The following is a 13,347-nucleotide window of genomic DNA, read 5'->3' on the forward strand; positions in this document are numbered from 1 at the left end:
GCCGCTCCACGCAGCATTTGCGGTGGGCAATTCCATAAAAAAATAGTTATGACCACAGCGATCATATTTTTCGTACAGTTTTTGGGAGGGGCGATAGATAGAAGGTTTCGCCAATCATTTTTTGAGGGCAAGCAGGAGTAACATACCCATACTATAAAAACAAGGCCAAAATAATACAGATTTTTTTTTGACGCAAGTTTTACATTCATAGACTTGGTAGAAAGGTAAAAAAGGTGAAGCCAAAGCTTCACCCTTTCAAAATTAAACTTAATCTTGTATTTCGCTTATTTTGAATGTTTAACCATAAATTTGCCTGATTGCTGGATACTTTTCCCTTTTACCTGATAAATGTACATGCCAACGGGAAGATTGTTTACCGAAAAATCAAGAATGGAGCTGCCCTGGGAATGGATGACGTTGTGGTGGAAAATCACTTTTCCCAACAAATCCATTACTTGTACCTGATAGCGCCCAGGTGGAAAATAATCCAATTGCAGGCTCAGTTGCTGATGTGCAGGATTAGGTGAGGCCAGTACTTGAGGAGCAGGTTGGGCTTCGGATACTAAGCCATTCAATGAAGAGGAGCAGGGTTTGGTTTCATAAATCTTGACATTGCGGAATTGTGAATTGCCAGGAGAAAAGTTTTCATCATTGTCGTTCACAAAGAACAAATATTTAGTGTCACCAGTGTACTTCTGGCCAACCGGGATAATGTATTTTTTCCAGCCCCCAAAACCCACGTAGGTGTTGAACTCTTGATACCCCCACACTTGCGTACCTGCAAGTTGAAAGGTGTAATAGGTATTAATGGCCATATCGTTGTCAAAACCGATCCCATGAATCTCTGATTTCTGTGTAGAACGGAATTCAAATTCAAGAAACGTATTGCTAGTGATGGTGCGGTTGAGCGGGATGGCTTTCCAGGAGTTGCCACTCAAGCTAAGGCCATTGCCATTTTCAAGAATGGCTGAGCTGCCTTGATCTTGCGATTCCCCGAAAGACAGTACACTAAAAGTATTGAAGTTGATATTGATGCAACCCACATTGTTGTCAGGTGGTGGCGGTGGAACAACGGTGACTTTGCGGCCCAGCTTATCGATGCAAAATGAGGCTACTGACAAATGAGCGAAACGCCCTCCTTCGGCCAGAATACTGGCATCACTATCCAGCAGAGAGAAGGAACCATTGCCAAAACTACAACATAGCCCATCGCCCTGAGAGTCGAGCACCCGCAAGGTATAGCAGCCTGCTGGAAGGCAGAGCTTTTTTTTAATGATTTGCCCATTGCTTTTGATGAAATAAGGTCCACCCTTATCAACTACTACGTTGTTCGCATCCAAAATTTCGTAGCTCGTTTCATTGCCATAGGCATCCAATGTAAGGGTAAAAGACACTTCTCCACAGGGTGGAGGTGGGGGCGTAATCTGGCAGGCACTCATACAAGTAGCACGGGCAATACGATTGCGGATGAGGTTACCAGGTTGTAATCCAAAGCCCAGTGCAAAATTAATCCCGTATTGAGTAATGTGGCAATAGGACATGATCGTACCCCCTTGTTTGGGAATGGCCGGAGTAGCACAAGCGCCATCTGTAAAACCAGCACAACCATCAATGGCCGTACTGTTGCCATTCCATACGCAGGCATGGGTATGTTGTGATCCCAAGATATGGCCCAACTCATGGGTCAGCACCATTACTGTAAAGGAATAGGCTGGTGCGACACTGTAACTTTTACCGATACCTGCATAACCCAGGTTGAATGGATCGCATAAGCCATCTACTACGGCAAGGCCCCCTCCTCCTTTATAAGAAAGCAAGAGTCCTGCATCCCCCTTGATTTGTCCGGCTCGTATGTTATTGAATTGGCTCAGTAAACCGTAGGCATCATATTCACTGTAAGGGCTGGTGGTATTCCAAATGTAAAGCTCGGAAAGATTGAGTTTGATGTTTTCGTTGGCATACAAGGTCGCTGTTTGATTAAACACTGCTTGAATATAACGAGTGGTTGCATCCAGCCCTCCTTTGTCCAAAAACACATCGTTATCGACTTCCAAGGATAAATTGACACAGTTGTTGGTAGCCCGAAATTCAGGAGTTTTTTCTAGTTCTTGGGCAGAGTAACCTCTTTGCCCATCAGGAGTATAGCAATGGAAATTATGCCTTTCCGGGATTTGATCTTCTGGATAAAGTACATGTAAACATTTTACCTTGTTTTGCCTGGATTGGTATTTGGCTAAAGTGAAATTGCCCTCTTCCAGGGTACTGAACATTCCCAAAACCTCATCACCATAAATACTCAGCGAAGCAAGAGACCCAGGAATTCCTTTCAGAACACCACGATAATGCAAGCCTTTAGTTTTTTCATCAGCCCCCCCCCTAGGGTCTGCCAATTTTAAGGTGTAATCTTCGCTCAACAATTCAACTCGGTACATTTCGAGTGTTACTGTTTTTCCCTGAAGGGGCAAGTCGATTTCAATGGCTGAATAGGGATGCTGCAATAAACTTTGTGCGACCCCCTCCTGAAAAGTAAGCCCTTGAGCAAACGGAAGCTCCGCATCCTTCAGTAACATGTTAGTAGGGAACAGAGCCAGCCTCAAAAAGGGTGATTTTCCCTTTCGTAGCACATCAATTTGTTCTTGTGGACGTAGTCCAGTTTGAGCATATATCCCCAATAAGGCACAGGCCAGTACAATTGTTAGTAGTGACTTCATAGTGTTCTTGCACGATAACCGGTGAACAATAGACTTTAAGGCAACATGGCGGTGTTTAGCCTGCCTGTTGTGCATTTAGCATAAATCAGCGTATCATGGTGTTATTAGTTCACGATTTTCTATTGCTATGAATTTCAATAAAACAAACAAATTTCATAAGGCAGCGCCTTGTAGAAAACTGAATAGAAACAATAGGTCTCGTGAAAGTGATTAATTTTCCAAGTGGTTCACATGTAAATCATTGAGGGAATAAGGTTGAGAACAACCTAATTTGGGATAGGCATTAAATATTTGGAGGGAACAAATACTACAAAACCAAATGCAATTTATGGGCAATTTTAATGAGATACAAATATTTTTTATCATAGGCTTTTTTTTACTTTAAAATGTCAAAAACCAACAAAAGAAAAAGTGTTCCTGTGAACAGGAGCACTTAGTTATTGGATCTTGAAATTAACATTTTTCCTGACTTTTTGATCTGATCATTGTAGATGCTATAAAAATAAACACCTGATGACCAGTTTGTTGTGTTGAGTTGCAAATCCCAGGAGTTGGAATCACTCAGATTCAAAGGATAGTTGTTCAACACCTTTTGCCCCAAGGCATCAAAAATGCTCAATTTGTACTGCCCTACTGGCCAATTCAACAAACTAAAACGAGCGTTGATGTTACTGGGGTTTGGGGCAATCAATACAGCGGGAACTGGGTTTTTCAATTGGGGCAATTGGCCCGGACTTAAATCAATGCCTGGCTCTTGGAAGCTCGGGCAAGGCGCTTCCTCATAAATGCGCACGTTTCGGAATTGGGAATCACTTTCAGATGGAGCAGCATCTTTGTCCACGGCGAAAAACAGTCGGTTAAAAGTTCCTGTATAAAATTTTCCTACCGGGATGGTATATTTTTTCCATCGCCCATCGCCAGCATAATTGCGATAATCGTCGATGCCCCAGGTTTGGGAGCCCCAAAGCTGGAACGTATAGGGTGAAGAGATGTTTTCGTCGTTATCAAAACCAATTCCATGAATTTCACCCAACAGGGAAGCGCGAAATTCAAACTCTATAAAGGTCTTCGCCGTTACTGAATAATTGATGGCTACAGCCTTCCATGCATTGTTTTTGATGATCAGTGTTTTACCCGCATCTGCAATACTTGCGGTGCCTCCGTCCTGAGAACCACCAAATGAAATGGGAGGGTAACGGTTAAAATCAATGTTCACACATCTCGAATCGGCTGGAGGGTTACCTCCTCCATTATCGGGTGCGCTGACACAAAAATTAGCCTGCACTTGACCACCAAACACTGCACCTTTAGCGATTTCCACGTTATTTGCATCCAATAGCCGATAACTGCCTTCTCCATAAGTGCAACAAATTCCATCGTTGTGTTTGTCATAGATTTTGAGGGAGTAACACCCAAAGGGTAAACAGGCTTTGCGTTCAATTTTTTGGCCTAGGGTTTTGTCAACATATGGCCCCCCTTTTTCAACGGCAACCCCAGCCGGATTGAGGATTTCCCAGGTAGTTTCGCTGCCAAAAAGATCCAATGTCATCTGGAAAACGACTACTCCACAGGTGGCATTGTTACCTCCACCGCCATTATCGCTACCGCCGCCACCATCAGTTGTACATACTTGTAAGCAGGTAGCCGCAGCAATCCGATTGCGGATCAGATTGCTGGGCTGCGTGCCAAATCCCTTTGAAAAATTAATACCTACAGTGTTCAGGTGGCAGTAAGACATAACGGTGCCGCCCCCGGCAGGGGTACGCTCGGTTGCACTACAGTTGCCCTCTGTATACCCCGGGCATGCGTCGATGGCAGTATTGTTGCCATTCCAGACGCAGGCATGGGTGTGCTGAGCACCAAGAATATGCCCCAATTCGTGGGCGACAACCATTACACTAAAAGAATACGTTGGCAGATTAGAAAAAAAGCGTCCCACACCAGCTACACCCATTTTGAAGGAAGTATAAGGGCGGCAAAGGCCATCCACTACTGCAATGCCACCACCTCCTTTGTAAGTAATCAATTCTGCCGCATCGCCATTAAAGCTGGTGCGGGTACGCTGAAACTGCGTTAGTATTGTGTACGTATCGGATCCTGTATATGGGCTACTGCTGTTCCAAATAAATACTTGGGACAAGCTCAAACGAATGTTTTCATTGGCGTACAGGGCAGCAACCTGATTGAACATTCCAGTCACATATTGCAAAGTGCCATCCTGGCCTCCTTTATCGATGAAAACATCATTGTCTACTTCCAAGTACAAGCGCACGCAGGGCGCTGCACTGCGCAGCTCTGCTTGAGGTTGTAGATCTTCGGGACGATAGTTGAATTCATTATCAGGGCTTAAGCAATGGAACTCGGGGCGTTCAGCCATTTTTTCGTCCGCATGCAAAACGTGTAAGCGCGGGTCGGCGCCTTTGTAATGTCCCAATACCCGATTGCCGTCCTCTGGGGTGCTGATTACACCCGTTACTTCGTTGTTGAAAATGCTGATGGCAGCCATGGACTCTGGCCGTCCTTTGATTCGCCCTTGATAAAAGAGTCCATTCAACTTGCTTGAAGGTGTGTTGCTTTGTTGAGAAAACTGTACAACGAAATCGGTACTAAGAATGTCAACCTGTACCAATTCCAGTTCCATCATCGTTCCATCGGCATTTGGAAAGGGCAAAGAGAGGGCCAATGGCCGCTCCCTTTGCAATGGGATTATACTTGCCGTATTAAGAAACATCCATAGTCCGTTGACTACCTGGGGGTCGCTCCTCAATTCAGGAGCACGTTCAAACAGGTGAATCGTTTTAAAGGTTATATTATTTTTAATCCTTGCTTCTACCAAATCACTTGGTCGCATAGCGCTTTGAGCGTTGGCCAATGTCCATAGCACAGCCAACACTACTGTGAGTAGTGTTCTCATGATGTGTTAAAATTTTTGAAGTTCCAAACAGTGCTGCTTGGACGAACGTATAATCAGCTTGAATAGGTTGCTCGATGGGCAATTTTGCCCGAGCCGATCAGTGAATTATGAAATTGTTGGATCAGTGAATTATGAAGTAGTGATTATGGAAGGAAGTGTTGGACAAACAGGGTAATAAAATGATGTCACTTAATATTCAATCGCGATAAAATTAGTATTTATGCAAATGTAGTTTTTTGTTTTGACGAATGCAAATGTTTGTTGCAAAAAAATGACAATAAAAAATAATAACCTTTCAACAAGAAGATGAAAGGTTATTGTAGCAGTTAAGTATAGATGGAATTAACCCATCTCCTGTACCACTTCTTCAACTTGTGGGATCATCCGCTTCAACATCCCTTCGATACCTGCTTTCAGGGTAACGGTAGAGGAAGGACAACCACTGCAAGAACCCTGCATCAATACAAAAACTTTACCGTTTTCGTAATGCTTGAACTCAATGTTTCCACCATCCATTTCCACGGCTGGCTTTACGTAAGTATCAATCAGTTCTTTGATTTTTTGTACCAACTCAGCTTCATCACCAGTGTAGGTCACCCCGGCGCGCTCCGCTTCAACTTTGGCCGTATGCTCCGCAAAGCCTTCTTTCACCAATTCCCCACCTTCTTCAATGTAGTTTTTGATGAAATCTTTAAGTTTTAGCATGATGTCGGGCCACTCATAGTTCATTTCCTTGCTTACAGTGACGAAGTTATTGCTGATGTACACTCCTTTCACGTAAGGAAACTCAAAAAGCGCGACTGCCAGCGGTGACCATTCATGGGCCAATTCCACTTCCCGGAAATCGGCTGTGCCGCGGTATAACATACGGTTGGTCACAAACTTGAGTGACTCTGGGTTGGGTGTTTGCTCGGTGTACAACAACACCGGGCTTTTGGTAACAGTAGTCTCCATATCGTGAGTATCTGTTGTCGTGTGAATGATTAGACAAGGTCTATTTAGACTGAATCTACAAGGTAACGCTTTTTAGGCCTCGCTGGTTTTTAAAGCAATTGAGTTTTTGCAATAATTTCCTCAATGCTGAGTTTTTCCTGCTCCCCGCTTTGCATATTTTTGAAACCAAGCAAACCGCTGCTCATTTCTTCTTCTCCCACCAACACCACAAAAGGAACCTGCCGATCGTTGGCATATTTCATTTGTTTTTTGAGTTTTCCCGGATCAGGATAAATTTCTGCATTCACACCGGCAGCGCGTAATTTACTCAAGGCCGCAAAGGCATACAGCTGGGTAGCTTCGTCAAAGGCCATAAAGAGCACCTTGAGCGAGCTACTGCTATCAGCAGGAAACAAATTGAGTTCTTCCAGTACATCATAAATGCGCTCGGCGCCAAAGGACACACCAACTCCTGAAACATCTTTAAGTCCAAAAACACCTGTCAGGTTGTCATAACGACCACCGCCACCGATGCTGCCCATAGCCACCCCTTTGGCCTGTACTTCAAAAATACAGCCAGTGTAGTAATTGAGCCCACGGGCCAGGGTGATGTCAAAACGGATTTCTTGCTGGGTTGAACTGGTGCCGAGGTACTGCAACAGGCTTTGGATTTCTTGGATGCCCAATTGCCCGATTTCACTGCCAGACAGAGCACTTTGTAATTCGTCCAGGGATTGAATGGCCAGGATTTGGGTGATTTTTTCCACTGCTGTTTCGCCAATCCCGCGTTCCGCCATTTCTTTTTTAACGCCGTCCAGTCCAATTTTGTCCAGTTTGTCGATGGCTACAGTCATGGTCACCATCAACTCTGGAATACCAGCGACTTCCGCAATCCCTGTCAGGATTTTGCGGTTGTTGAATTTAATGACGACGGGCAAGTTGAGTTTGGAAAAAACCTCATCGTAAATCTGCACCAATTCCGCCTCATACACCAGCGAAGTAGAACCCACCACGTCCACATCACATTGGTAAAACTCGCGATAACGCCCTTTTTGGGGCCGATCCGCTCGCCAAACGGGCTGGATTTGGTAACGTTTGAAAGGGAAGCTGATCTCATTCTGGTGCATCACCACAAAACGGGCGAAGGGTACAGTAAGGTCGTAACGCAAGCCCCGTTTGGCCAGTGCCGGAGTAAGGGTTTTGTAAGCTTGCGCCTCAAAGTCCGCAGTCTTGATGCCTTTGAGGTATTCACCATTGTTCAGGATTTTGAACAATAAGCGATCCCCCTCCTCACCGTATTTGCCGGAAAGGGTGCTGAGGTTTTCCATTGCCGGGGTTTCAATGGGCAAATAGCCGTATTTGACAAACACCGAACGGATGGTATCGAAGATATAGTTGCGTTTGAGCACTTGATCAGGGGTGAAATCCCGGGTGCCTTCGGCGGTAGTTGGTTTCATTTTTTATATGACAGATGAAAACTGTTTCAAAAAGCGCACATCGTTTTCAAACAACAAGCGAATGTCAGTAATGGTGTACAACATCATGGCCTGGCGCTCGATACCCATACCAAAGGCAAAGCCCGAATACTCTTCCGGATCGATGCCACAATTGATCAACACCTGCGGATCAACCATGCCACAACCCAAAATTTCTACCCAGCCGCTGTGTTTACATACCCGACAACCCTTGGCGTTGCAGATGAAGCAGGACACGTCCATTTCAGCGCTGGGTTCGGTGAAGGGGAAAAATGAAGGCCGCAGGCGAATTTTGGTATCAGGACCGTACATTTCCTTGGCAAAGTAGTACAGGGTTTGTTTCATGTCGGCAAAAGACACCCCCTTATCGATGTACAAACCTTCTACTTGATGGAACTGGCAATGCGAACGCGCGGAGATGGTCTCATTGCGGTAAACCCTCCCAGGGGCAATGATGCGAATGGGCGGCTTTTGTGAGGTCATCACCCGTGCCTGCACCGAAGAGGTATGGGTACGCAGCAGCATTTCGGTGCTGTTGCGCAGGTAATAGGTATCCTGCATGTCGCGCGCCGGATGGTCGGCAGGCGTGTTCATGGCGGTGAAGTTGTGCCAATCGTCTTCAATTTCACGCTCTTCTGCAATCACAAAACCCAGGCGTTCAAAAATCCGCACAATGCGATTCAGCGTTACCGCCACCGGATGGCGAGAACCAAGGTCAATGGGTTCACCCGGTGCAGTAATGTCTAAACCAGCAGCCTGAGATTTCTCGGCAGCTGCTTCCGCCACGGCTTTGAGGGTTTCAAACTTGGCCTCGGCAAGCTCTTTGGCTTTGTTGATCAATTGACCAAATTCCTTTTTTTGCTCATTCGGGACGTTCCGAATTTCGCCCATCAAGGGTTTGATCACATTGTTGGAGCCCAGGTAGCGCAAACGAAACTGCTCAATGGTTTCCGCAGAGGCGGGATTGGCCGCTTCAATTTCCTGCAGCAAGTCCTGTAATTGTTGAAATGCGTTGGCAGACATATTCATTTTTTAAAAAATCGCTGGCAAAAGTAAGCATTTTACTTTCATGTAGAATCAATAACAATGGCGATATTGCGCAGAGTTCCAATTTTTAGTTGAGGAGTTGAGAAAGTTTAGGAGTTGAGTGCCCGTGGTCACTGAGCGAAGCCAAAGTGCCGGGGCGCTCAACTCCTAAACTTTCTCAACTCCTCAACTTGCTCAACAAGCATAAAACATGTTTCAAGCTTCACAGCTCCGTTTCTATTTTACCTACTTATCCTGCCTCGCCCTTCTGATCGGCCTGGTGGTTTCTCCCTATTTGCAATCCATGAGTTTGTTCGGTTTTGCCATTGCCGCAGTGTGGGAGAGTATCGCCACTAGTGAGACCCTGGCAGAGCGTTGGAAAGCATTCTGGCGGAGGCCCGATTTATGGGTTTTTGGCCTGCATTTTGCGATTGTGCTGTTGGGGTTTTGGACAGTGCAGGACATGGATTTTTGGCTGGAACGTTTGCGCATCAAATTGCCTTTTTTGATCCTGCCTCTGGCTTTCTTTTTTATGCCGCAATTTCCACAAAGACAGTACTTTAGTTTGCTTTATGTGCTGATCATTGTGTTGTCGATCACCAGTCTGGGTATCCTGATTAACTACAGTTTGGACTATGAAAACATCCAACTCCTGATCAAACAGGGGCAAGCCATGCCAATGCCGACCAACCATATCCGCTTTAGTTTATTGCTGGCAATTGGGGTGCTAGTGGCGGGGTATTTGTACTGGCAGGGCTACTATTTTAAAAGTGAACAGGAGCGCAAATGGATCGCCGGGATGGGGCTGTTTCTTTTTGGGTTTATCCATCTGCTTTCGGTACGCAGTGGCATTGCAGCGCTGTATTTGGCTTTGTTGGTAGTGGGTTTGCGCTATGCTTGGGTGACCCGTAAGTATTGGCTGGCTTTGGGAGTCATAGGAGCGATGGTGGCTTTGCCTGTGCTGGGTTATTTTGTACTGCCGAGTTTTAAAATGAAGGTTGATTACGCCCTATACGACCTGCGGATGCGCCAAAGCGGGCACACTGAAATGTTATCTGATTCTGAGCGCATTACTACCTTAAAAGTGGGCTGGAAAATCTTCAAAGCAGCGCCTTTGCTGGGGGTAGGAGCAGGTAATCTGGATCAAGCCGTACATGCCCAATACGCAGCCCATCACCCCAATGCCGCACGGGTAATGATGCCGCACAATCAGTTTTTGTACGTGGCGGCGGGTTCGGGAGTGGTAGGCTTGTTGCTGTTTTGCGTGGCGATCTTCCTGCCGATTTTTTATCAGCGCAATTATCAGGATGAGTTGTTTTTGGGGACTTTTGTTGTCCTGCTTGCTTCCTTGCTGGTGGAGGCTACTTTGGAGAATGCGATGGGGGTGGCGCTGGCGAGTTATTTTTGGTTGTGGGGGTTGAAGCAGCGGGTAGAAGGAGCCCTTTGAGATAAAAATAATAGAATTGAGGCAAGTTGATTATCAAGCAATTGATGCTTTTCTTTTTTGAGTTACGAGTTCCGAATACATGAGAACATGATTTTAGAAGTGAGCTACCGCAGCGACTTAGACACAATTTAGGCTTAAGTCGCTGCGGTAGCTCACTTCTAAAATCATGTTCTCATGTATTCGGAACTCATCACTCAAATAACCCGCCTCACCACCGTATCCGCCCTCAATTGCTCATCCTCCCCCAAATTCAACAACAACAAGCCCGGCTGTTTGCCCACTTCAATACTCCCCAGTCTATCCTCAAAGCCCAGTGCTTCCGCCCCATTGATGGTCGCCCAACGCAAAATTGTGGTAAATGGCACATAAGATTGGAAACGCGCAATGGTTTTCATTTCTTCCAGCACTGACAACTGCCAGTTGGAGGTCAAACTATCGGTGCCAATGGTGACCTTAGCCACCGTATCCAGAAAATACTGATAATTCGGCAAGCGATTCTCGATGAACAAATTGGCATTGGGGCAGGTGGCCCAATAAATATCCCGACTCCAGGCCTGAGCGGCGCGGATGTCCTCAGGGGTACTTTCGGTATTGTGCACAAAAAGGGTGCGGCAGGCCGGATCCATGTTTTCCAGTGCGTAATGGATAGAATTTTTGCCACTGGGCTGAAACTGATCCAGGGGGAAACCGAAACCAGCGTAAAACTCCAAAAAACTCCCAGTTTTGTTTTGGAAAAGCGCATTTTCCCCCGGGGTTTCCTGGTTATGGATACTCACGGTGCAGCCTGGTTGGTTCAGCGCATTGATTTTTTTGAATAAGTTACGGGAAACCGTATAGGGGGCGTGGGGCACCGCACTTTTGCGGTTTCCATTGTCATCACTTTGTTGGTCGTAAGCAGGTTTGAAATTACTGAACCAATTATCGGCTCCCTCTTCTTGCAAGAAGTCAAAAAACTCCACAAAGGTATAATATTGGATCTGGCTTTGGTTCTTACGGTTCGCCGTATCCGCTTTATTGGAAATATCTCCTACTGCCATGATGCCGCCTTCCCACATTTCGGCATCGGCGCGGTCGATAGCATCCAGGATTTCCTCCATGGAAATGTCGCGGAAATTGACCACTGTTTGTAAAAAAGGCACCAGGCCGGTTCCAGTATTCGCCTTGCCTTTCATGTGGGAAAGCTCCAGGTGACAGTGGGTATTGATGAAGCCGGGTACAATGGCCCCCTTCAGCTTTTCCACACTGGCTGGGTCATGAGCAGCCAATTCATCAATTTGTAAAATGGTGCCTTGAGCGTCAAAGATGACTACCTTTTCGTCCAGTGCGACGTCGGTGATTCCAGTATAAAGGCGATCAGCGCTGATCTTCCGTATCATGAGTCGTTTTTTATGTCGATGATTAAATTGGAAAAGGGCGCACCACTACACCATTTTTCATCCTCGGCTCAAACCAGGTTGATTTAGGTGGCAAGGCCTGATCGTGATCTGCCAGCAACATCATTTCCTGCAAGTTGACCGGGTAGAGGGCGAAGGCTACGCGTTGGGGTTTGAGTTGTTGTACGTGTTGCAAATGGGCCATTCCTTTGCCCCCTTCAACATAGATCAAGCGGGGCTCCTGGCGCACATTGACAATGTCAAACACATTTGGCAAAATCACTTCGTTGAACAATTGGGTATCCAAAATGGCTTTTTCCCAATGGTAGTGCTCCAGAAAATCCCGGCGCCAAGTTAGGCGAAAAGCCTGGTTTTCTACCAATAAACCCCATTCAAATTTCTGGCTTGGGAGCACTGCACTAGTACGGGCTTCGATGTCAAAATAGGGTTCGAGTTTTTTGAGTAACTCATCCACAGTCCAACTTACCTCCTCCAGAATGCGATGAAATGCCTGGATATTTAAGTGATTAGATGGAAAAAGGGCTACCAAAAAATCAGGATCAACATTTCCGTGTATCAAAGTTTGTTCGTATAAAATTGCCGAAGAAGAGCAGCGATGATGCCCATCGGCGATGTAGGAACGAGGCACAAAGGCGGTGAACAATTCCTGAATGTATTGCAATTCGATGGGGTCGGTGATTTCCCAGATTTGGTAGGTCTGTTCTTCGGCTGGAAAAGGAATTTCCAGATGTGGAGCCTGTTTATTCGCTACATTTTGCATCCAGGCCTCAATCGCAGGTACGCTTGGATAAGCCAACAGCACCGGTTTTATCATCGCCATTTGTTCCTTCCACAAGCGGATTTGCACTTCCTCCTTGGCAGGGATAGTATTTTCATGGCGTTTGATGGCCCCTTGCAAATAATCCTGTACATGGGCACAAGCAACCAGGCCTAAAGCACGGTGACCGACAGATTGAATGGAACAAAGGTAAAGGGCGGGTATTTCCCTCGATTCAAAGTAAGCAGTTTGTGCAAAACGGGGAAACTCTTCTTTTACGGCAGCAAAAAAAGTGTCGTTTGATTTAATTTTTTCCAAATGTGGCAAGAGCGCCCGAAAAGGGTTGATTCGCATGGATCCATTACTTGGAAGCAAGGTAGCAAAATAGCAAAATAAAATAAAAAGGAACGGGTGCAAAGTTATCACACCCATTCCTTAGTGCAGGACAGCCCCAGAAGGGAAGGGGCTGCCACCTGATTGTTTAGAACTAGCATTGCATAGTGTACGCTTAGCCTGCCGCAAGGCAAAGACTGTCTGATTCTAGAACAAGAAATAATGTGGCTAGATAGTGTAGAAGGCTGAAAATAATACTGGAACGGACGACTAAGCGTATGCAGAAGGCTTAAGCTCTAAAAACAATGGCCAAATATACAACTAATTGCATTCCATGTATATCGAATAATTGTAAAA

General features: G+C 45.8%; 8 protein-coding genes. 1 reads left to right on the top strand and 7 read right to left on the bottom strand.

Translation table 11 applies throughout. The features are described from left to right. Window positions 1-284: 284 nt before the first annotated feature. From SFV55_RS23190 to pheS, 5 genes are all read right to left on the bottom strand, one after another. Complete coding sequence (locus SFV55_RS23190) at window positions 285-2,711, bottom strand: M12 family metallo-peptidase (RefSeq protein WP_320031946.1); 2,427 nt, start codon at window positions 2,709-2,711, stop codon at window positions 285-287. Between the two features lie 433 nt (window positions 2,712-3,144). After that, window positions 3,145-5,625: a zinc-dependent metalloprotease gene (locus SFV55_RS23195; protein WP_320031947.1), complete on the bottom strand. Its 2,481-nt coding sequence runs from the start codon at window positions 5,623-5,625 to the stop codon at window positions 3,145-3,147. 342 nt (window positions 5,626-5,967) lie between these two features. Next, complete coding sequence (locus SFV55_RS23200) at window positions 5,968-6,579, bottom strand: NifU family protein (RefSeq protein ID WP_320031948.1); 612 nt, start codon at window positions 6,577-6,579, stop codon at window positions 5,968-5,970. Window positions 6,580-6,668: 89 nt separating this feature from the next. After that, the gene (gene hisS / locus SFV55_RS23205) at window positions 6,669-8,015 is read right to left on the bottom strand and encodes a histidine--tRNA ligase (RefSeq protein ID WP_320031949.1); all 1,347 of its coding nucleotides are present in this window, start codon (window positions 8,013-8,015) and stop codon (window positions 6,669-6,671) included. Between the two features lie 3 nt (window positions 8,016-8,018). After that, window positions 8,019-9,056 carry a phenylalanine--tRNA ligase subunit alpha gene (gene pheS / locus SFV55_RS23210; protein ID WP_320031950.1) on the bottom strand — a complete coding sequence of 346 codons (1,038 nt, stop codon included), beginning with the start codon at window positions 9,054-9,056 and terminating at the stop codon, window positions 8,019-8,021. A gap of 214 nt (window positions 9,057-9,270) precedes the next feature. On the opposite strand from pheS, the gene SFV55_RS23215 reads away from it, so the two are divergent. After that, window positions 9,271-10,506 carry an O-antigen ligase family protein gene (locus SFV55_RS23215; RefSeq protein ID WP_320031951.1) on the top strand — a complete coding sequence of 412 codons (1,236 nt, stop codon included), beginning with the start codon at window positions 9,271-9,273 and terminating at the stop codon, window positions 10,504-10,506. A 194-nt stretch (window positions 10,507-10,700) separates the two neighbouring features. Here SFV55_RS23215 and SFV55_RS23220 read toward each other — a convergent pair whose 3' ends face one another. Continuing rightward, window positions 10,701-11,882, bottom strand: coding sequence for an amidohydrolase family protein (locus SFV55_RS23220; RefSeq protein ID WP_320031952.1), 1,182 nt, complete (start codon window positions 11,880-11,882; stop codon window positions 10,701-10,703). A gap of 22 nt (window positions 11,883-11,904) precedes the next feature. Continuing rightward, complete coding sequence (locus tag SFV55_RS23225; RefSeq protein WP_320031953.1) at window positions 11,905-13,011, bottom strand: DUF1015 family protein; 1,107 nt, start codon at window positions 13,009-13,011, stop codon at window positions 11,905-11,907. Window positions 13,012-13,347 lie beyond the last annotated feature (336 nt).

The organism is Haliscomenobacter sp. (assembly GCF_033763495.1).
GTDB lineage: Bacteria > Bacteroidota > Bacteroidia > Chitinophagales > Saprospiraceae > Haliscomenobacter.